Consider the following 21,360-nt stretch of genomic DNA (forward strand, 5'->3'; position numbering starts at 1 on the left):
TAAAATTATTTATATTTAACATTATAGAATTTCTGAATATTAAAGAAAATCAAACGAAATGAAATATGTGACCGTTTTAATATGCCTTTGTTTCCAGCTCTCTTTTTCCCAAAAAGAGTTGAAGCATCAGGTATACTTTGAAACGGATAAATATGAGGTACCTGAAACAGAACATAGTAGATTGCTACTGTTCTTGTCTAATATTGAAAATCTAGATATTGAAAAGGTATCGATTTATGGATTTTGTGACGATAGAGGTAGTGATTCTTATAATCTTGTTCTTTCTCAGCAACGAGCAGACGCTATAAAAGAAATATTCTCTAACAATGAATTTGATGAGTCAAAAATTACAAATGTCGATGGTAAGGGTGAAATATTAGTAAATATTGTTCACGAAGAAAATTTAAATAAAATACGAGGACTAAACCGTAAAGTAGAAATTATTGTGCAGCCGTATGATCCTCCAAGACAACTAGTTTCTAAACCAGTCAAGAAAACAACTGAAGAAAAACTACAGGGTGATTTAAAAGAAGGAGATAAAATCCTTTTAGAAAATATCTTGTTTAAAACAGGTTACAGTTATTTAACAAAAGAGTCTAAAATTCGTTTAGATAGAATCGCTGATGTACTTGTAGAGAGGAAAGATATATATTTCACCGTAGAGGGTCATGTGTGTTGTACTTATGGAGCTCGTGATGCTATAGATAGAAAAACTAAAAAGCGAAATTTATCTGTGGCAAGGGCTAAAACAGTCTATGATTTTCTTGCTAGAAAAGGAGTAAGTAGATCTAGAATGCGTTATGTGGGTTTAAAACGGAAATATCCACTAGGTGGAGAACCTGCCTATGATAGACGTGTAGAAATACAAGTAACACAAATAAATAAAACTACTAATTAGTTTTTAACATATTAATATGCTGTATACCATCTTCAAGGTACTCCTCTCCTACTTCTATAAATCCTAAATTATTATAGAAACTCTTTAAATAGGTCTGTGCAGAAATTCTAATTTCTGAGACATTATACTTTTGTAAAACAGCTTGTATTGAAACTTCCATAATATAATTACCGTACTTATGATGTCGTTGTGTTTCTTTAACCACTACCCTGCCAATACCTGCTTCTGCAAAATAATCACCTGGTTTAAACATTCTTGTATAAGCAACTAACTTATTCTCTATATAACCTAAAACATGTAGTGCTTTCTGGTCTTTTCCATCAACATCTTGATAAACACAGTCTTGCTCTACAACAAATACTTCACTACGTAGTTGAAGTAAATCGTACAGCTCTTGTGTTGTTAATTCCTGAAATTTTTTAACTAAAGTTTTAAGCATAATTTAATCTTGAACAATAACATCTTTAGCATCGCATTTACCATATTCTGGTTGAATATTAATATGGTTAATATCATACTTATGGTAAATTAATTCTTCAATAGAATTTAAAATTACATCAAATTGTGATAATGTAATATCCTCTTTAAAATCAATATGAGCTTCGAGATGAATTTCTTCCTCATTTAATTGCCATATATGCACATGATGTACATTTTTTACAGCATCAATAGTTTGAATATCCTCTACTATAGATTTTACCGAAGTTGAATCTGGTGTAAATAACATTAGTACTTTAAACGAATTTTTTAATAAATCCCATCCCATTACAACCAGGTAAACTGCTATTGCTAATGTTAACACACTATCTATCCACCAGATTTCATAATATTTCATCAATAATCCACCTATAAGAACTGCAACACTTGCTAACATATCTGTTAACAAATGAAGGTAAGCACTCTTGAGATTCATATTGTTATCTGCATTCTTTTTAAGTAATAAAACACTAAAACCATTACCTAAAATCGCAATAATAGATAACCATATAACAAGATTAGATTCTATTTCTTGAGGGTTTCTAAAACGTTCAATTGCCTCAAAAATTAATAAAACCGCCACAACTATTAATGTCGCAGCATTAATAAAAGCAGCTAAAATTTCAGCTCGTTTATAGCCGAAAGTACGTTTTAACGAAGCTTTTTTCTTAACTAATTTATTAGCTATCCAACTAATAATTAAAGATATAACATCACTAAAATTGTGAAGCGCATCACTTAATAAAGCTAAACTACCAGAAACTATCCCACCAATTACTTGAGCTACAGTAATAGTAATATTTAGAAATATAGAAATTAATAAATTTCGACTATTTAGATCGTGGTGGTGGGAATGGTTATGAGAGTGAGAATGACCCATCTAACATGATAATGGGATTTTATCTATACGTCTTTTATGACGACCTCCTTCAAATTCTGTTTCTAAAAATACATCTACCATTTTAATAGCTTGTGGTATAGAAGTAAACCTTGCTGGTATACAAATTATATTAGCATTATTATGCTGTCTAGCTAATTCGGAGATTTCACTATTCCAACATACACCTGCTCTAACATTTTGATATTTATTAGCTGTCATACCAACACCGTTAGCTGTACCACAAATTAAGATCCCTAGATCCACCTTTCCGTTATTGACATCACTTGCAACAGGATGAACAAAATCTGGATAATCTGCACTATCATTTGTATCTGTACCATAATTTTTTATAGTATATCCCTTAGTTTTAAGGTGCTCTATAATTGCAGATTTATACTCTGGTCCTGCATGATCGTTACCAATTGAAATAGTCATTTTTTCACTATTAATTATAAAGCACAAATTTACAATTTTTTAAAACTGGTTAATAGAATATATCATTACATGTTAATAACTGTTTACAACTATTTAAAATATTAATTAGGAATATTTAATAATTTTTTCAAACTAAAACTTAATATTAATAACCAAATAAGTTAGCTATTATTTTAAATGAAGTTATCAATATATCAAATAAAGGAAATGAACAAAAACTATGAGAAATATTATCAATAAAAACTATTAACATCTATTATCAACAGATGTTTACAATAAATAAAAATAACCTATTAATCAATTAGTTAATTATAATTAATGTGTTAATTACAGACTAATAAAGTGTAAACTAAATTCTTTCAAAATAAAATTTATAAAACTTATACGCACTATTAACAGACTATAATAACCATTATTTATTTTTTAAAATCTTAAAAGAAAAATGATAATAGTATATATAATTGTGGATAAGTGGTTTTAAGTTTTTAAAATTTACTAAATACTATCTAATATTATTAATGTAGCTTTGTAAAGAACTTAATATCTTCACTTCCACCTATATTAAGTTTAAAATGAAGAATTCCTAACACTTTTTAGGAAATGAATATGATTATAAATTTAAATGACAAGAAAGAAAAAAAGGAGATCTAGAAACAATAAGATTTCCAACCTTACAAATACGATTCTAAGTATTTTAAAAAAAGAAAGAAATAAGACTTTTAATTATAAACAAATAGCTTCAAAACTCGGTGTAAATGACGCGAGTAGTCGAAACCAAATTATCAAAAAACTAGCCCAATTAAAGGTAAAAGGTGAGATAGAAGAAGTAGATAGAGGAAAATTTAAAGCTATTGTCAATACTGAGTATCACATTGGAATATTAGATTTATCTGCTAAAGGAAATGGTTATATAATTAGTGATGACTTTGAAGATGACGTTTTTGTGGCTTCTAATAATATTAACAAGGCTTTAGATGGAGATGAAGTAGAATTTTACGCCTATAGAAGAAAGCATCGAGGTAAACAAGAAGGTGAGATCACCAATATTATCAAACGAGCAAAATCAGATTATGTAGGTACTATCCAAATTCAGAATAGTAAAAAGTTTGCATTTGTAGTAGCTGATAGTCCAAAAATGTATACAGATATTTTTGTACCTATAAATAAAATCAAGAAGGCTGAGGATGGAGATAAAGTTTTAGTAAAACTTACTGACTGGCCAGAAAATGCAAGTTCTCCTTATGGTAAAGTAACTGAAGTATTAGGTAAACCAGGAGAGCACAGTACTGAAATACATTCTATTTTAGCTGAGTATGGATTACCACACCAATTCCCTCTAGAAGTTGAATCCTATGTTAATAAATTAGACACTTCTATTACTGAAGAAGAAATTGCAAAACGTAGAGATATGCGTAAGGATTTAACCTTTACGATAGACCCAAAAGATGCAAAAGATTTTGACGATGCACTTTCATTTAAGGATTTAGAAAACGGACTTTATGAAATAGGGATTCATATTGCAGATGTATCACATTACGTTAAACCAGATACGGTTTTAGATGACGAAGCTTATGAAAGAGCTACATCAATATACTTAGTAGATAGAGTAGTACCTATGCTACCAGAGATTTTATCAAATGGTGCATGCTCCCTGCGACCACGTGAAGAAAAATATACCTTTTCTGCAGTGTTTAAAATGAATGATAATTGCGAAATTAAGGATCAATGGTTTGGTAGAACCGTAACTTATTCCGATGCTAGATTTGCATACGAAGAAGCACAGGCGATAATTGAAACAAAAAACAGTGTTATACCTCAAGAAGTTTCTTTAACTGGTGAAACCTATAACACGGATCAGTCAATCACAGAGGCTATTTTAAAATTAGATGAATTAGCTAAGAAAATGCGTACCAAAAGAATGCGTACTGGTGCAATTTCATTTGATAAGGTTGAAGTTAAATTTAATCTAGACGAGCAAGCAAATCCAGTAGGTGTATTCTTTAAGACTAGTAAAGATGCGAATAAGCTTATAGAAGAGTTTATGTTATTGGCAAATAAAAAAGTAGCTGAGTTTATTGGTAAGCAGAATCCTAAAAAGACATTTGTTTATCGCGTACATGATGAACCAGATGATTCTAAACTTGCTCAATTACAAACTGTTGTTGGTCGTTTTGGACATAAGTTAAATTTTAAGGACAGAAAAAGTGTTGCCTCTTCCTTAAATAAACTATTAACAGATGTAGTTGGTAAAAAAGAACAAAACCTTGTAGATACTTTAGCTATAAGGACTATGTCTAAGGCAGAATACACAACACAAAATATTGGCCATTATGGTCTTGCGTTTCAGTATTACAGTCATTTTACATCACCGATAAGGCGTTATCCAGATGTTATGGCACATAGATTATTACAACACTATCTCGATGGTGGTAAGTCAGCAAATGAAGATATCTATGAAGAGAAATGTAAGCACAGTAGTAATATGGAATATTTAGCAACTAAGGCTGAAAGAGATTCTATCAAATACATGCAGATTAGATTTATGCAAGACCACCAAGATGAAGAATTTTTAGGTGTAATTTCAGGTGTTACCGATTGGGGAATTTATGTAGAAATTATATCAAATAAATGCGAAGGTATGGTGAGCGTTAGAGATATGAAAGATGATACATATGATTTTGATCAGGACCATTACGCTATGATTGGTCGTTATAACCATAAAATGTATCAACTTGGAGAAGAAGTTATTGTTAAAGTTAAGAATACAGATTTAGTAAAAAAGCATTTAGATTTTTATCTAGTTGGAAAAGCAGTTAATGAAGATTAATTTTGTGTAACAATCCATTATTATGATTTTAACAACAACAAAATCTATTAAAGGTTATAAAATAGCTAATTACCTTGGTATTGTCACCGGCGTAGCAATAAATAAAAAGAAGTTAGCTATGGGTTTCAGTATTTCTAAGTATTATTAAGCAGTACAATCTAGTATTGATGAATTTAAAGAAAATGCGTTTCAAACACTAACGGAAAATGTCAGAAAATTAAACGCTAATACTGGTCGTTGGTATAAAAGTTGAAATAGAATTAACAACAAGTAATTATGCAATGGTCTCAGTAACCGGAACCGCTGTAAAAGTCTCAGAATAAAATATAAATTTAGCTATTATGAAAAAATTCGCATTAATCCTATCCCTTGTTTTTAGTATTACACTGTTTGCTCAAGATACTGTTGAGAAAACAATTGGAGAATTCACGACCGTAAAAGTTTATGATTTAATAAACTTAAACATGATTCAATCAAAAGAAAACAAAGTTGTTATTTCTGGTAAAAACAGAAAAGATGTAGAAGTAGTAAATAAAAACGGAAAACTTAAAATAAGAATGAATATTGAGGAAATTTATGATGGCAATGATACTGTTGTAAATCTATATTACACCTCAATTGACGAGATTGATGCTAATGAAGGAGCTAAAGTCGTTGTTAAGGACACTATAGAACAATTTGAGATTGAATTAAGAACTCAGGAAGGTGCTGAAATTACTGCAGAATTAAAAACGAGTTTTGCAACAGTTAGGGCAGTAACAGGTGGAATAATTAATGTTACTGGCCAATCTAAAAATCAAGATGTATCTATTTATACAGGAGGTATTTTAAATGGTGAGGAATTTGTAACAGAAAAAACGGATGTAAGTGTAAATGCCGCAGGTGAAGCTTACATAAATGCTATAGAATTTGTTGATGTTAGAATAAGAGCGGGTGGAGATGTTTTTATTTACGGAAACCCTAAAAAAGTAGATGAAAGCCGTGTATTTGGCGGTCGTATTAAACGCATGTAATCCTATAAGATTTATTACTTTTGTTGAAACAGCAATGTTTACATGATCGATGATATATTAACAGCAATTCCTTTTGGTATAATACTAGCCTTTACAATTGGCCCAGTTTTTTTTGTTCTATTAGAAACAGGAGCAACCAAAGGATTTAAAAGTGCTGTTATTTTTGATTTGGGCGTAATTTTCGCTGATGTTGTTTTTATTGCCTTAGCCTTTTTTAGTACTAATAAACTTGTAGATAAAATAAAAGACGATCCCAATTTTCTCATTTTTGGAGGAGTGTTATTGGTCGTTTACGGCATTATATCTTTTATTAAAACCTCAAGATCCTTTCGTTCTATAGTTAAAGAATATAGTAGGATTGAATTACCCAAAAAGGACTATGGTAGACTTTTTATAAAGGGATTCTTATTGAATTTTATAAATATTGGAGTGCTTTTAGGGTGGTTAGGATTTATAGTTGTTGGCACTTCATTAACAACTTCAGAGAATGGCGTAATTATTTTTATTTCCACTATGTTGCTTACGTATTTTTTAACAGATTTAGTAAAAATTGCATTAGCTAAGAGACTTAAAAACAAGTTAACACCGAGACGTGTATTCAAGACCAAAAAAATAGTAGCCCTGGTAATTCTAGGCTTTGGGGTTTTATTATTGAGTCAGGGTCTATTCCCTGAGCTTTATGAGAAAAGTAAAGAGCGAATCGAAAGGGTTAAACCTAAAGATCTCAACATAAATTAAATATTATGAAAAAGAGTTTATTAATAACCACATGTACCCTTTTTGTTTTTAGTGGATTCTCACAAAGTAGAACAGAACATTATGTGTTGCCAGAATTTACAGAAGGCATTGTACTTTTAAAAAATGGCGAAAGGAGCAAAGGTATTTTAAACTACAATGCCCTAACAGACAATATTATTATACAGAAAGAAGGTAAATTAGTGCCATTAAATAATAACCTCGCGAGAAATACGGATACACTTTATGTAAGCAACCATAAGTTTGTGAATAGACACGGCAAGTTTATGGAGCTTTTATTAAACGCTAATGGCGCTTTGTTAGTTGAATATTATTGTGTTTTAAAGTCAAACACAGAAGATAGAAATGCCTATGGAAGCTCAAGTCAAACCAGCACAACTGTTGTAGCCTCACAAGTTAGAAACCAAGGCGTGTTGTATAATCTTGAATTACCAGAACTATATGTTGCAGAATTAAAGTTGCGCTACCACTTTATCAAAGATGGTAGGGAATCGGGTTTTGAAACAATAAGAGACATAAAGAAGTTTTATGCAAACCGTAAAAAAGAATACAATTCTTTCAAGAAATCAAATAAGGTGGATTATAAGAACCCTAAGAGCGTTGCCGAATTGGTTTCATATCTAAACTCTTTATAATAATAAAAACCCCTTTATTAAAGAGGTTTTTTTTGAGGCGTCTAGCGGATTCGAACCGCTGTACAAGGTTTTGCAGACCTTTGCCTAGCCACTCGGCCAAGACGCCTTTTATAAGGTGAGCAAATATAAAAATTATAAGTTATTTTTTGCGTTTCTGTGACATTTTTATAGTCACCATCTCAACATCTCCGCCTATAGGAGGATTAATTTTACTAACACTCACAGTAGCTTTTTTTACTAGTTGATCTTCATTAATTATTCTATCGAGTATTCTTTTAGCAACAGTTTCCAGTAATTTAGACGGAATAGACATTTCTTCTCTCACAATTTTATTTAAAAAAACATAATCAACCGTGTCGTTGAGTTTGTCTGATTTTGCCGATTCTGAGAGGTCTGCACTTACTTCTAAATCCACTCTGTAGTCACTACCAATTACGGCTTCTTCTTTTAAACAACCATGGTTGGTAAAAACCCGAATATTTTCAACTTTAATAGTTCCCATGAATCAAAAATACTATGATACTATTAAATATCCTTTATCTCAAATGATTAGTTTGTGAAGAAATCAAAAATGTTGCTAATAGCACTGGTTTTTGTCTTAAAAAATTCTGTGTAGGTACACTTTTTACATGTTACTGATGTGAATTTCTGGTTTTGCACATCAAAGATTTTTGAGAGCGTACCACCAGTCGCTCTCATTTCTCCGACATTATAAGTTGTGTTGTCACACTTTGGGCATTTATAACTCATTATTTTTTGGTATTGGTTTTGTCTATTCTATAGGTAGGCAATAGTGCTTTAATGTTACAATTTGTTTAATTTTACGGTTTAAAATTTTGAGATGTCAGAAGATATAAAATCACTCAACTTTATTGAGCATATCATAGAAGAAGATTTAGCTAATGGTTTGCTAAAAGACAAATTAAGATTTCGTTTTCCGCCTGAACCAAACGGTTATTTACACATTGGCCACACCAAGGCTATCGGAATTAGTTTTGGCCTGGGCGAGAAGTATGGTGCACCTGTAAACTTGAGGTTTGATGACACTAACCCAGCCAAGGAAGAACAAGAATATGTTGATGCAATTAAAAGGGATATTGCCTGGCTTGGCTATAAATGGGAAAACGAACTCTATTCATCTGATTACTTTGACAAGCTTTATGATTGGGCTGTAAAAATGATTAAAGACGGGAGGGCATATGTAGACAGCCAAACATCAGAGGCTATGGCAGAACAAAAAGGAACGCCAACCCAACCCGGAACTAATAGTCCATATCGAAATAGAAGTATTGAAGAAAACTTGGATTTATTCAATAGAATGAAAGCAGGAGAATTTCCGGAGGGCACCCATGTTTTAAGAGCCAAAATAAACATGGAAGATCCTAATATGTTGATGCGAGACCCTATTATGTATCGCATTTTGTATGCACACCACCACAGGACGGGAGATAAATGGTGCATTTACCCAATGTATGATTGGACGCATGGTGAAAGCGACTATATTGAACAAATATCTCATTCACTCTGCTCTCTTGAATTTAAACCGCACAGAAAGCTTTATAACTGGTTTAGGGATAATGTTTATGAATATTCGAGCGATTCATTACCTCTACCGCCAAAACAGAGAGAATTTGCGCGTTTAAACCTTAGTTATACTATTATGAGCAAACGCAAGCTCTTGCGTTTGGTTAACGAAGGATTGGTGTCGGGCTGGGACGACCCTCGAATGCCTACGATTTCTGGCTTAAGACGCCGTGGCTATACGCCAAATTCAATAAAAAACTTTATTGAAAAAGTTGGTGTGGCAAAACGAGAAAACATTATAGATGTGTCCTTGTTGGAGTTCTGCATACGAGAGGACCTAAACAAGACCGCAAACAGGGTTATGGCGGTTTTAAAGCCCTTGAAAGTTGTTATAACAAACTATCCTGAAAATAAAGAGGAGTTGCTTGAAGCAGAAAATAATCAAGAGGATGAATCTGCAGGGTTTAGAAAAGTTCCTTTTTCAAGAGAAATTTATATTGAAAAGGAAGATTTTAAAGAAGAAGCCAACAAGAAATTTTTTAGATTAAAATTAGGCGGAGAGGTAAGGCTCAAGAATGCCTATATAATAAGAGCCAATAGTGTTGTTAAGGATGATAATGGCGAAATAATGGAAGTGCATTGCACTTACGATACTGATACCTCAAAAAGAGTTAAGGGTACACTACACTGGGTGTCAATAAAATATGCAATTACAGCAGAAATAAGAGAATACGATAGGTTATTTATGCATGAGTCTCCAGATGGAGATAAGGAAAAGGATTTTATAGGGTTTTTAAACCCAGAATCTTTAAAGATTAAAACCGGCTACTTGGAGCCAAGCCTTTCTAGAGCCAATATTGGAGATAGGTTCCAGTTTCAAAGATTAGGGTATTTTGTGGTAGATAAAGACTCAAAAGATAACAGATTGGTTTTTAACAAAACCGTTGGGCTAAGAGACAGCTGGGCAAAACAAAAGCCAAACCCCCAAAACAATAATCAAAATAAACCAAATCAGCCACCACAGAAACGTTCTGCGATAAGTCTTCTTCAACAATTAGGTAAAAAGTATACAAACCTTCCTAAAGAAAAACAACTTAAAGCAAAAGCACAGATTCTCAATTTAGCAAAAGAAATCTCATATGAAGAATTAGAACCGCTTTTCGGTACGGCCGTTAAAAAGTCTGGTACTCGAATCGCAACAATGATTGTTTTAAAGGAATTACTAAAAAAGGGCTTATCAAAAAACGACAGCATCGATGAGTTTATTGCCAAAGCGCTTGAAGACAAGAACCAATTACTGGTTTCTGAGGCAAGTGAAATATAAGTCAAGTTACGACCGATTGAAAACCCTTAAGATTTCCTCTTAAGGGTTTTTTTGTACCTTAGAGACACTAACTATAAATCAATTTTAATTATGGAACTACCTATTAATCCAATTGCGATAGGTGTCGCGGCGGTTACCGCATTGCTTATTGGCTCTGTTTGGTACAATCCAAAAATGGGCTTCGGAAATGCTTGGATGAGAGAATCTGGAATGACCAAAGAAAAAATGAAAGGCGGAAATATGGGAATTATTTTTGGCTTAGCTCTAGTTTTTGCTGTTATGCTAAACTTTTTATTAATGCAATTTACAAACCATCAATGGGGTGCTTTAGGCATGATTGGAGGCGATCCGGAAAATGCAAAAGCCTCGTTTGAAGCTTTTATGGCTGATTACGGTCATGCGCATAGATCTTTTGGGCACGGCGCACTACACGGTGGAATATTTGGTGTTTTTGGAGCATTGCCTATAATTGGCACAATTGCTTTATTTGAACGAAAAAGTGCCAAATACATATTTATTAATGCGGGCTATTGGATAGTCACCCTAGCTGTTATGGGCGGTATTCTTTGTACATGGCACTAAAATTAAAACCCCGAAGCTTAACTTCGGGATTTTATTTCTATTTTGGTTTTTTAGATTGAGCATTTTTCATTGCCTCACCAATCTGGTTACTAGCAGTAAAACTTGCAACCATGTCGTTAAGCATGTTACTGCCCGCCTGAGGTGAATTTGGCAATAGAATTAAATTACTATTTGTTTCACCACCGATTGCCTGTAAAGTGTCATAATGTTGTGTAACTACAATTAATGCCGAGGCTTCTTGAGAGTTAATCCCAACTTTATTTAAGACTTCCACGGACTCTTCCAGTCCACGTGCAATTTCGCGTCTTTGATCTGCAATACCTTGACCTTGTAAACGCTTACTTTCAGCCTCTGCTTTAGCTTTTTCAACTATAAGTATACGCGCTGCATCACCCTCAAACTGGGCGGCAATTTTTTCGCGTTCTGATGCATTTATACGATTCATTGCGGCCTTAACCTGGGCGTCTGGATCTATATCAGTAACTAATGTTTTTATGATGTCGTAGCCATATTCAGCCATATATTGTTGTAAATCTCGTTTAACGGCAATTGCTATGTCATCTTTTTTTACAAATACATCATCTAATTTCATTTTTGGAACTTCTGCGCGGACCACGTCAAAAACAAATGAAGTAATTTGATCATGAGGATATTCTAGTTTATAAAAAGCATCATAGACATCATTTTTTACTACCATAAATTGAACCGACACCTTTATTTTTACAAAAACATCATCAAGTGTTTTGGTTTCAATTAGAACATCTAGTTGTTGAATCTTTAGGCTTAGCCGCCCAGCAATTCTATCTACTAAAGGAATTTTCATTTGTAACCCCGACTGTCTTATGCTTTGGTACTTTCCAAAGCGTTCTATTATAGCCGCTGTTTGTTGTTTTACAATGAAAAATGAAGAAATTAAAATAACAAGTCCGAAAAAGATAATCGGAACCAGAATAAATTGGCCCATAGCATTATTGTTTTAGGTTAGTGAATATGAATTATTAAAAGTAAGTAATATTAAATTATTTTAGTTAGGTTTGTTTAATTAGCCGTAATCTCCATGAACAACCCCAATACATCCTATTAGTAGTAATTTACCTATCATTTGTTACACTTGTTAACGCCCAGCATAGACGTTATGTTATCAAAAATGGAATAGCAATCGGCGCAACATTAGGTTTGGGTGCATTTAAGTTTAGGGCTCAATATGTCTATGGCTTTACCAATATTTTGAATAAACTTAATGGGAACGAAGCTGAGTTTGGACCTCATTCTGGCAATACAGACTTTAAAGGAAATCAGGCCATGATTAACTTTATGGCCTTAATTACTTTTTAGACCCCTAGAAGGATTCAACAGCAATTTCAATCCTTTTAATGGTTTCGTCTCTGCCTATCATAAACATTATGTCAAACACATCAGGGCCCTTTAAGGCTCCAACCAAGGCTAAGCGTAAGGGCATCATCACTTTGCTAAAGCCAATTTCTTTAAAAGTGATCCAGTCTTTAATTGCAACGCTAAGTGATTCAGCCGAAAAGGCTTCGGTTCCTTCTATTACAGAAACCAATTCTCGCATTAGTTCGTCCGTGTCTTCCTTCCAGGCTTTTTTTGCCGCTTTTTCGTTATACCCTTCTGGTGCTTTAAAAAAGAAATGGCTCAAGTCCCAAAAATCGTCAACAAAAGTTGCCCGCTCTTTAACTAAACCAACAACAAGTGCTATATAGTTTATGTCAATTTGCTCAAGAGTGTCGTGAGAAGCCTTAAATTCTTTGGCTAACTCAAGATCTAATTGCTCTTGCATATAGTGGTGATTAAACCACTTGGTCTTATCTGGATCAAAACGCGCACCGGCTTTGTTAACTCGCTTTAAATCAAATTCACTTACAAGCTGGTCAAGGTTGAAAATTTCTTGTTCAGTACCCGGGTTCCAACCTAAAAAAGCAAGGAAATTTATTACAGCTTCCGAAAAATACCCATCTTCCCTATATCCTCTTGATGCCGATCCGTCAGGCGCGACATATTCTAGAGGAAATACAGGGAAACCCATTTTATCACCATCACGTTTACTTAATTTTCCCTTTCCGGTTGGCTTTAGTATTAAAGGAAGGTGAGCAAATTGTGGTGCTTTCCACCCAAACGCATCATAAAGAAGCTGATGCAATGCCAATGACGGAAGCCATTCCTCACCCCTTATCACGTGGGATATTTCCATTAAATGATCGTCTACAATGTTAGCTAAATGATAGGTTGGCATACCGTCACTTTTAAACAGTATTTTGTCGTCTAAGACATTGGTATCAATAGTTATTTCACCACGAATAATGTCTTTTAGATTCAAAGTTTTATCCTGCGGGGATTTAAACCTCACCACATAGTCTTCGCCGGCACCAAGTTTTGCTTTAGTCTCTTCTTCTGAGAGAACCAAAGAGTTAACTAGTCGACCCCTTTCCCTGTTGTGCCAATTATAAATAAAGGTTTTACCTTTTGCCTCGTGATCTTTTCTGTGTTTATCTAATTCTTCTGAAGTGTCAAACGCATAGTAAGCCTTTCCATCCTCAATTAATTTATCGGCATATTGTTTATAAAGGTGTTTGCGCTCACTTTGTCTATATGGACCAAATTTTTCGTTTTTGCCAGGACCTTCATCAAAGGGAATGCCGCACCAATTTAATGCGTCAACAATATATTGTTCCGCACCTTCGACATATCTGTTTTGGTCAGTATCTTCAATCCGAAGAACAAATGCACCACTGTGTTTTTTGGCAAATAAATAATTGAAAAGAGCAGTTCTTACACCGCCTATATGCAATGGGCCTGTTGGGCTTGGCGCAAAGCGCACACGAACGTTTTTAGACATAATTCTAAATTATACCGCAAAGATAGTTTGATAAGACGTGACAACAAAGCGATTAACAATCTAAGAAACCATCATTTCTTTTGGTATGCGCTTGTTCATAATTTTAAACCAAAGCGGCGGCAGCATTGCCAAGACCATTGACGTTGGATAACCAAAAGGCATCTGGGGACTTTCTTCATGGCAATCTAAAACCTGATATTTTTTTGAGGACTTATAGTGATGATCGCTGTGTCTTGTTAATTCATATAGTACAATTCTACCGACAACGTGGTTAGAATTCCATGAGTGTACCTCTTTAACACGCTCATAGCGCCCGGATTTGGTTTGCTGACGCAACAGCCCATAATGTTCAATGTAGTTTACGGTTTCAAGAAGTATAAAGCCCACAACTCCTGTAGCAACAGCAAAAACAAACGTTGTAATGCTAAATAATGAAAATACAGCTAATAAGTAAGCTAGCTGTAAAATTGTAAACCAGAGCATATCGTTTTTTAAAGAAATAAATGAAAGATTGTTGTTTTTTAGCAGTTTGATTTGAATTTTCCACGCACTGAAATATTGTCTAATGGTTGATGTAAACCAAAAAGAATAAACAGACTGATTGAACCTTGCTGTCGCTGGGTCTTCTGGTGTTGCGGCATGCAGATGATGACCGTAATTGTGTTCTATGTAAAAATGCATATAAAAAGACGGCAGGAGCAAAGCCTTACCAATGAACCTTTCGTTTGTGGTTTGTCTATGTCCCAATTCGTGCCCAACATTTATGCCGTTTACACCCAATACTATACCAACAGAGACGATCAAGCCAATAATCTCATATGTTTCAAGAGGTGATATTGAAACCAACAGTAGACCATATATCAAAATGCTATATACAACAGGAAGGTTAAAATAAAGCAACCAATCAAAAATGTTTTTTTTTAATTTAGTATCAATTTCATTGGGCTCTAAGTTTTTATTGTCAATCGGAAAAACCAATTCCAAAACTGGTATACAGACGAACGCAAATATCGGGGTTGCCCATACCCAAACACCTTTAAATATAAGCCCAATAATAGCCATTAATGGAATTGAAAACGCTGCCAGATACTTCAGATCTTTCATCTATCTTAACAAATTAGAACTTTAATTAACAGAATCTTACCAAATTTACGGAAATACCAATTAAAATAAAATTGTAGATTAGTAAGTTATTATTACCATATGAGTAATTTTGAAACCATAAAAAGCAAGCTTGAGGCATTCATTAAGAAGTTTTACACGAATGAACTTCTTAAGGGCACTATACTATTTTTTGCAATAGGAATGTTTTATTTAATAGTGGTTCTTTTTGTAGAGTATATGTTGTGGCTTAGTTCAGTCGGAAGGACCATTTTATTTTGGGCATTCATAGCTGTTGAGTTGGGACTGTTTATAAAATTTATAGCTATTCCCTTAGCCTATTTATTTAAACTTAGGAAAGGCATTAATTATGAAACAGCCTCAAAACTAATTGGAAGTCATTTCTCTGAGGTAAATGACAAACTACTCAACATCCTACAGCTAAACCAAAACCCAATACAGTCTGATTTAATAATTGCAAGTATCGAGCAGAAAGCTATAGAGCTTAAGCCCATTCCTTTTCAGTTGGCCATAAATTTTAAATCAAATCTTAAGTATTTAAAATATGCGACTATACCAATTACTATAATAGCTTTATCCTTTTTGTCAGGTAAACTAAATTGGTTTAGTGATAGTTACGAACGGGTCGTAAACTATAATACGGCATATGAACAACCAGCACCATTTCAATTTTTTGTTGTAAACGAGTCGCTTGAAGCAATAGAAAATAAAGGTTTTAAATTAAGGATTAAGGTTGCTGGAGAGGTGATTCCAGAAAACGCACAAATTAATTTTAGTGATCAATCCTATTTTTTACAACCAGTAGCAACGGGTGAGTTTCAATTTGTATTCAACCTATTAAAGCAGGACACAGAATTCATACTGTCAGCCAACGGAGTTACCTCAAAACCATATAGTATAAACGTGCTGAATACGCCTAATTTGGTGAGTTTTAATATGGAATTAGATTATCCAGCATACACTAAAAAACAAGACGAGATATTAAAAAGTAGTGGGTCAGCAATAATACCAGAAGGCACAAAGGTTACTTGGAAAGCGTCAACAAAATCAACTACCGAGGTTAATATTTATGCAGAGGACACCTTGAGGTTTACAAAAGAAGAAAGTGGTTTCAGCGCACAGAAACGCCTGTTTAATAACTATAACTATAGCATCTCTACGAGCAACAATCAACTAAAAGACCATGAAAATTTAGCCTATAGTATAAATGTTGTGAAGGATGCTTATCCCGAACTAAAGGTTGAAGTCCAGAAGGATACTTTAGGTGATCAAACGCTTTATTTTTATGGACAAGCGAGTGATGACCACGGGCTCAGTAAGCTACAACTAGTCTATTATCCATTAAATAATGAGTCAAATAAACACACAGAACCAATTTCTATTTCAAATTCTAATTTCAGTGAGTTTATAAGTTCGTTCCCCGATCAATTAGAATTAAAAGAAGGTGTTGGTTACCAGCTTTACTTTGAGGTTTTTGATAATGATGGTATAAATAGATATAAACGCACCAAAAGTAGTGTATTTAATTATAGAAAATTAACTGCAGAAGAAGAGGAACAAAAGCAATTACAAGAGCAGAATAAGACTATAAACGATATTAGTAAAACGTTTGAAAAACTTAAAGAACAGGATAAGATATTAGAAGAATTTTCAAAAACACAAAAGGAAAAAGATCAACTTAATTTTAATGACAAAAAGAAATTTGAAGAATTTCTGAAACGACAAAAGCAACAGGAGGAGCTGATGAAAAACTTCAACAAAAAACTACAAGACAACCTTGAAGAATTTCAGAACGAAAAGAAAGAAGAAGATCAGTTTAAAAAAGAATTACAAGAACGCCTAAAAGAAAATGAAGAAAAGCTTAAACAAGACGAGGAACTATTAAAAGAACTTGAGGAATTAAAGGATAAGATAAACAAAGAGGAATTCACTCAAAAGCTTGAAGAACTTGCAAAGCAAAACAAAAACAAAAAACGCAGTATGAAACAGCTGTTGGAGCTCACAAAGCGTTTTTATGTTATGAAAAAGACCGAAAAGATTGCGAATCAATTGGAGGATTTAGCAAAAAAACAGGAAGAGTCAGTTAAAAAGAAAAATGAAAACACAAAAGAAAACCAAGAGAGGTTAAACGAGGAATTTGAAAAAATTCAGAAAGATATAGACGCGCTAAAGCGTGACGACAGAAGGCTTCAGAAGCCTATGAGTGTTCCAAGGGACGAATTCATAGAAAGCGAAATTAACTATGACCAAAAAGAGGCCAAGGAGTCTTTAGAAAAAAAGGAAGAAATTGAAGGTGAAAAGGGTGAGCCAACACCAGAATCGGAACAGGAGCTTAACAAAGCGGGAGAGCGTCAAAAAAAGGCCTCCAAGAAAATGAAACAGCTGGGCGACATGATGAAACAGTCATTATCTGGAGGTGGAGGCGGTGGCGACCAAGCTTCTGAGGATATTGATATGTTGAGGCAAATTCTCGAAAACCTCTTGTTGTTTTCCTTTGACCAAGAGGCATTAATGAACACATTTGAAGAAATAAATATTAACAATAATAAATACGGGAAATATATAATTGAACAGAGCAATTTAAGAGAGCATTTTGAACATGTTGACGACAGTTTATTCGCATTATCACTAAGACAACCTAAGATTTCAGAAAAGGTTAATACACAAATAACAGAGGTTTATTTTAACATTGATAAATCTTTAGATCAATTAACCGAGAACAGATTATATCAGGGGATTGCCTCTCAGCAATATACGATTACCGCTAGTAATGAAATATCTAGCTTTTTGAGTGATGTATTGGATAATATGGAAATGGCCATGAACCCTTCTCCTGACTCTGGAGGTGGTCAGGGAGAACAGTTGCAGGATATTATCATGTCGCAAGAGGAGCTAAACAAACAGATGGAGGAGGGCGTAAAGAAGAATGAAAGTGGAAAGCAAGGCGAAGAAGGTAGAGAGGGTGAGGGTGAAAAAGAAGGCGAAAAAGGAGATAAAGGACAAAAGGGTCAGGGAGAAAAGGAAGGAAAACAAGGTAAAAGTGGTACGGAGGGTCGGTCGGGTGAACAAGGCAACCAAAATGGGGGCCAACGTAAAAATGGTGCTGTTGGACAACAGAACGGTGAAGGAGACTCAAACAATAACATGGAGGGTGAGAGCGGTAAAGATGTTAAAAACGGTAAATCAGGTAATAGTGGAAATGGTACAGAAGAAAAGAATGATGGCTATGGAGAGGGCGGTAATGAAGAACAAAACGCGGAGTTATTTAAGATTTATCAACGCCAGCAACAGTTAAGACAGGCACTAGAAGATAAAATTGTAAAAGATGGAGAAATACAATCTGCAGGAGAGTTAATTAAAGAGATGGAGGAAATTGAATTGGATCTTCTAAATTATGGTTTTACAAATCAAACATTACAGAAAATGATGGATCTTCAGCATCAGTTACTTAAACTTGAAAACGCTACTTTTTTACAAGGCCAGGATTCTAAGCGAGAATCTAAAACAAATACAGAAGATTTCAATAAAACGAACATAAATCAAATCCCAACAGCAAAACAATATTTTAACACTACAGAAATATTGAACAGGCAAGAACTACCTTTGCGAAATCATTTAAAGATGAAAATTCAAGAATATTTTAAAAGCACAGATGATAAATTTTAATTTCGAAACTATTTTACATCTAGAAGAAGAAAAGAGATTGAAAGAATGGATTGCTGAAGCAGTAGCTGCGGAGGGATTTCTTGTAGGCGAAATAAATTACGTGTTTTGTACAGATGAATACTTGCACAAGATTAATCTTCAGTATTTAAATCACGATACGTACACAGATATTATTAGCTTCGATTATAGAGTAGGAAAACAGCTACACGGTGACATTTTTATTTCTGTAGATCGAGTTAAGGAAAACGCCACGAAATTTGAGGTTGATTTTAATTCTGAATTATTACGCGTTTTGATACATGGTATTCTACATTTTTGTGGCTACAAAGATAAGTTAGATAATGAGGTCAACGCTATGCGGGCCAAAGAGGATTACTACGTTGCTCGGTATTAGTGTTTATTAGCTTTTCAATGTATATTTGCAAAATTTTTATTTAGAACTAATTTTTGTTCCACGTGGAACAGTTTAACCAGAAAAGAATGTTTAGTGATGTTTATGATGTTATAGTTGTAGGTGCGGGTCATGCAGGAAGCGAGGCGGCGGCTGCGGCGGCTAACATGGGAAGCAAAACCTTGTTGATTACAATGAACCTTCAAAACATTGCTCAAATGTCATGTAATCCCGCAATGGGTGGAATAGCCAAAGGGCAGATTGTTCGAGAAATAGATGCTTTGGGTGGTTATAGCGGTATTGTTTCTGACACATCAGCCATTCAATTTAAAATGCTTAATAAATCTAAAGGCCCCGCCATGTGGAGCCCCAGAGTGCAAAGTGACAGAATGCGTTTCGCGGAAGACTGGAGGTTGTTGCTTGAGAAGACACCTAACTTAGATTTTTATCAAGAAATGGTTTCCGGGCTTTTATTAGAGGGTGACAAGATTGTTGGTGTTAAAACCTCTCTTGGAATTGAGGTTAAGGCTAAATCTGTCGTACTAACCAATGGCACCTTTTTAAATGGATTGATTCACATAGGCGACAAGAACTTTGGTGGTGGTCGTGCCGGAGAAAGGGCCGCAACGGGAATAACGGAAGAGCTTATAGAAATTGGTTTTGATTCTGGACGAATGAAAACAGGCACACCCCCTCGAGTTGATGGTCGTTCTTTAGATTATTCTAAAATGATAGAACAACCTGGCGACAAAGACCCTGAGAAATTTTCCTATTTAGATATTACAAAACCACTGACAAAACAAAGGTCTTGTCATATGACTTATACTAGCACAGAGGTTCACGATTTGTTGAGAGAAGGTTTTGATCGTTCACCAATGTTTAATGGCAGAATTAAAAGTGTGGGTCCTAGATATTGTCCTTCCATTGAAGACAAAATAAACAGATTTGCCGACAAGGACAGGCACCAGTTGTTTGTTGAGCCCGAAGGTTGGAATACTGTTGAGGTTTATGTAAATGGTTTTTCAACCTCTTTGCCAGAGGATGTGCAGTTTAAGGCATTAAAATCAGTTATTGGTTTTGAGAATGTGAAATTTTTTAGGCCTGGTTATGCAATTGAGTATGACTATTTTCCACCAACCCAACTAAAACAAACTTTGGAAACAAAGTTGGTTGATGGGTTATTTTTTGCTGGGCAGATAAATGGAACAACAGGTTATGAAGAAGCGGCTTCGCAAGGTCTTATGGCGGGAATTAATGCTAGCTTACAGGTGCAGGAAAAAGACCCCTTTACCTTAAAAAGAGATGAAGCATACATTGGTGTACTTATAGATGATTTAATCACAAAAGGAACAGAGGAGCCCTACAGAATGTTCACCTCAAGAGCAGAATACAGGACATTGCTTAGACAAGACAATGCAGATTTTAGATTAACACCAAAGGGGTATGATCTTGGCTTGGCATCAGAAAAGAGGCTAGAGCGAATGGAGGAGAAACAAAAGAAATCAGATGCCTTTGTTCAGTTTTTTAGAGAAACAAGCGTAAAGCCTGAAGAGGCAAACCCTGTTTTAGAATCAAAAAATTCTGCACCCGTAAAACAACAAGACAAGATGTTCAGGCTTTTTGCTAGACCGAATATTACAATTGAAGATGTTAGAAAGTTCAAAGCAGTAGATCAATATATCCAAGAAAACAATTTAGATCTTGAAGTTATTGAGCAGACAGAAATTCAAGTTAAGTATGCGGGTTATATTGAAAAGGAAAAAAACAACGCTGACAAACTGAATAGGCTAGAAAATCTTAAGATCCCTAAAGGGTTTGATTATTCAAGATTAAAATCTATGAGTATGGAGGCTAGGCAAAAATTAACAGAAATTCAACCAGTAACCATTTCTCAAGCGTCAAGAATTAGTGGTGTATCACCAAACGACATTTCTGTTTTATTAGTTTATTTAGGGAGATAATTAATGTTCCACGTG

General features: G+C 34.3%; 20 protein-coding genes and 1 tRNA gene. 12 read left to right on the forward strand and 9 right to left on the reverse strand.

Annotated elements, in window-relative coordinates:
- The first annotated feature begins 118 nt into the window (after nucleotides 1–118).
- Nucleotides 119–898 carry an OmpA family protein gene (locus DUZ96_RS10405; protein WP_258774368.1) on the forward strand — a complete coding sequence of 260 codons (780 nt, stop codon included), beginning with the start codon at nucleotides 119–121 and terminating at the stop codon, nucleotides 896–898.
- On the opposite strand, the gene DUZ96_RS10410 is transcribed toward DUZ96_RS10405, so the two are convergent.
- The 3 genes from DUZ96_RS10410 to rpiB are packed head-to-tail and all read right to left on the reverse strand — an operon-like array spanning nucleotide 891 to nucleotide 2,690.
- On the reverse strand, nucleotides 891–1,337 hold the full coding sequence (locus tag DUZ96_RS10410; RefSeq protein WP_114301884.1) for a GNAT family N-acetyltransferase: 447 nt from the start codon (nucleotides 1,335–1,337) through the stop codon (nucleotides 891–893). The two genes, DUZ96_RS10405 and DUZ96_RS10410, sit on opposite strands and share 8 nt — an antisense overlap.
- A gap of 3 nt (nucleotides 1,338–1,340) precedes the next feature.
- A complete protein-coding gene (locus tag DUZ96_RS10415) occupies nucleotides 1,341–2,255 on the reverse strand; it encodes a cation diffusion facilitator family transporter (protein WP_114301885.1) in 915 nt (304 codons plus the stop codon).
- Nucleotides 2,256–2,690 carry a ribose 5-phosphate isomerase B gene (gene rpiB / locus DUZ96_RS10420; protein ID WP_114301886.1) on the reverse strand — a complete coding sequence of 145 codons (435 nt, stop codon included), beginning with the start codon at nucleotides 2,688–2,690 and terminating at the stop codon, nucleotides 2,256–2,258.
- Between the two features lie 622 nt (nucleotides 2,691–3,312).
- Between rpiB and rnr the strand changes: the two genes are divergently transcribed.
- From rnr to DUZ96_RS10445, 5 genes are all read left to right on the forward strand, one after another.
- On the forward strand, nucleotides 3,313–5,517 hold the full coding sequence (gene rnr, locus DUZ96_RS10425; RefSeq protein ID WP_114301887.1) for a ribonuclease R: 2,205 nt from the start codon (nucleotides 3,313–3,315) through the stop codon (nucleotides 5,515–5,517).
- Between the two features lie 22 nt (nucleotides 5,518–5,539).
- On the forward strand, nucleotides 5,540–5,665 hold the full coding sequence (locus DUZ96_RS13145; RefSeq protein ID WP_258774369.1) for a heavy metal-binding domain-containing protein: 126 nt from the start codon (nucleotides 5,540–5,542) through the stop codon (nucleotides 5,663–5,665).
- Between the two features lie 193 nt (nucleotides 5,666–5,858).
- Entirely contained in the window at nucleotides 5,859–6,530 is a 672-nt protein-coding gene (locus DUZ96_RS10435) for a head GIN domain-containing protein (RefSeq protein ID WP_114301888.1), read from the forward strand.
- A 42-nt stretch (nucleotides 6,531–6,572) separates the two neighbouring features.
- The gene (locus DUZ96_RS10440) at nucleotides 6,573–7,268 is read left to right on the forward strand and encodes a LysE family translocator (RefSeq protein ID WP_114301889.1); all 696 of its coding nucleotides are present in this window, start codon (nucleotides 6,573–6,575) and stop codon (nucleotides 7,266–7,268) included.
- Between the two features lie 5 nt (nucleotides 7,269–7,273).
- Complete coding sequence (locus tag DUZ96_RS10445; protein WP_114301890.1) at nucleotides 7,274–7,921, forward strand: hypothetical protein; 648 nt, start codon at nucleotides 7,274–7,276, stop codon at nucleotides 7,919–7,921.
- A gap of 35 nt (nucleotides 7,922–7,956) precedes the next feature.
- Here the strand turns inward: DUZ96_RS10445 and DUZ96_RS10450 are convergent.
- From DUZ96_RS10450 to DUZ96_RS10460, 3 genes are all read right to left on the reverse strand, one after another.
- Nucleotides 7,957–8,027: transfer RNA gene (locus DUZ96_RS10450), tRNA-Cys, on the reverse strand.
- A 33-nt stretch (nucleotides 8,028–8,060) separates the two neighbouring features.
- Nucleotides 8,061–8,423, reverse strand: a complete 363-nt coding sequence (gene folB, locus DUZ96_RS10455) for a dihydroneopterin aldolase (RefSeq protein ID WP_114301891.1) — start codon at nucleotides 8,421–8,423, stop codon at nucleotides 8,061–8,063.
- A gap of 47 nt (nucleotides 8,424–8,470) precedes the next feature.
- On the reverse strand, nucleotides 8,471–8,671 hold the full coding sequence (locus DUZ96_RS10460; RefSeq protein WP_114301892.1) for a zinc ribbon domain-containing protein: 201 nt from the start codon (nucleotides 8,669–8,671) through the stop codon (nucleotides 8,471–8,473).
- 91 nt (nucleotides 8,672–8,762) lie between these two features.
- On the opposite strand from DUZ96_RS10460, the gene DUZ96_RS10465 reads away from it, so the two are divergent.
- The gene (locus DUZ96_RS10465) at nucleotides 8,763–10,769 is read left to right on the forward strand and encodes a glutamine--tRNA ligase/YqeY domain fusion protein (protein WP_114301893.1); all 2,007 of its coding nucleotides are present in this window, start codon (nucleotides 8,763–8,765) and stop codon (nucleotides 10,767–10,769) included.
- A 90-nt stretch (nucleotides 10,770–10,859) separates the two neighbouring features.
- Nucleotides 10,860–11,351, forward strand: coding sequence for a DUF1761 domain-containing protein (locus DUZ96_RS10470; RefSeq protein WP_114301894.1), 492 nt, complete (start codon nucleotides 10,860–10,862; stop codon nucleotides 11,349–11,351).
- A gap of 37 nt (nucleotides 11,352–11,388) precedes the next feature.
- On the opposite strand, the gene DUZ96_RS10475 is transcribed toward DUZ96_RS10470, so the two are convergent.
- Nucleotides 11,389–12,315, reverse strand: coding sequence for an SPFH domain-containing protein (locus DUZ96_RS10475; RefSeq protein WP_114301895.1), 927 nt, complete (start codon nucleotides 12,313–12,315; stop codon nucleotides 11,389–11,391).
- 212 nt (nucleotides 12,316–12,527) lie between these two features.
- Between DUZ96_RS10475 and DUZ96_RS12945 the strand changes: the two genes are divergently transcribed.
- Nucleotides 12,528–12,686, forward strand: a complete 159-nt coding sequence (locus tag DUZ96_RS12945) for a hypothetical protein (RefSeq protein ID WP_181855268.1) — start codon at nucleotides 12,528–12,530, stop codon at nucleotides 12,684–12,686.
- Nucleotides 12,687–12,690: 4 nt separating this feature from the next.
- Here the strand turns inward: DUZ96_RS12945 and gltX are convergent, their stop codons facing one another.
- Together gltX and DUZ96_RS10485 are read right to left on the reverse strand one after the other, a co-directional pair.
- Nucleotides 12,691–14,205 carry a glutamate--tRNA ligase gene (gene gltX / locus DUZ96_RS10480; protein WP_114301896.1) on the reverse strand — a complete coding sequence of 505 codons (1,515 nt, stop codon included), beginning with the start codon at nucleotides 14,203–14,205 and terminating at the stop codon, nucleotides 12,691–12,693.
- A 60-nt stretch (nucleotides 14,206–14,265) separates the two neighbouring features.
- The gene (locus DUZ96_RS10485) at nucleotides 14,266–15,309 is read right to left on the reverse strand and encodes an alkane 1-monooxygenase (RefSeq protein ID WP_114301897.1); all 1,044 of its coding nucleotides are present in this window, start codon (nucleotides 15,307–15,309) and stop codon (nucleotides 14,266–14,268) included.
- A gap of 99 nt (nucleotides 15,310–15,408) precedes the next feature.
- Between DUZ96_RS10485 and DUZ96_RS10490 the strand changes: the two genes are divergently transcribed.
- From DUZ96_RS10490 to mnmG, 3 genes are all read left to right on the forward strand, one after another.
- Nucleotides 15,409–18,993, forward strand: coding sequence for a DUF4175 family protein (locus DUZ96_RS10490; RefSeq protein ID WP_114301898.1), 3,585 nt, complete (start codon nucleotides 15,409–15,411; stop codon nucleotides 18,991–18,993).
- A complete protein-coding gene (ybeY, locus tag DUZ96_RS10495; RefSeq protein ID WP_114301899.1) occupies nucleotides 18,980–19,387 on the forward strand; it encodes an rRNA maturation RNase YbeY in 408 nt (135 codons plus the stop codon). The genes DUZ96_RS10490 and ybeY overlap by 14 nt, the downstream gene beginning before the upstream one ends.
- An 86-nt stretch (nucleotides 19,388–19,473) precedes the next feature.
- A complete protein-coding gene (gene mnmG, locus DUZ96_RS10500; RefSeq protein ID WP_114301900.1) occupies nucleotides 19,474–21,345 on the forward strand; it encodes a tRNA uridine-5-carboxymethylaminomethyl(34) synthesis enzyme MnmG in 1,872 nt (623 codons plus the stop codon).
- Nucleotides 21,346–21,360 lie beyond the last annotated feature (15 nt).

Origin of the sequence: Winogradskyella sp. KYW1333, from assembly GCF_003335675.1 — a bacterium.
Lineage (GTDB): Bacteria > Bacteroidota > Bacteroidia > Flavobacteriales > Flavobacteriaceae > Winogradskyella.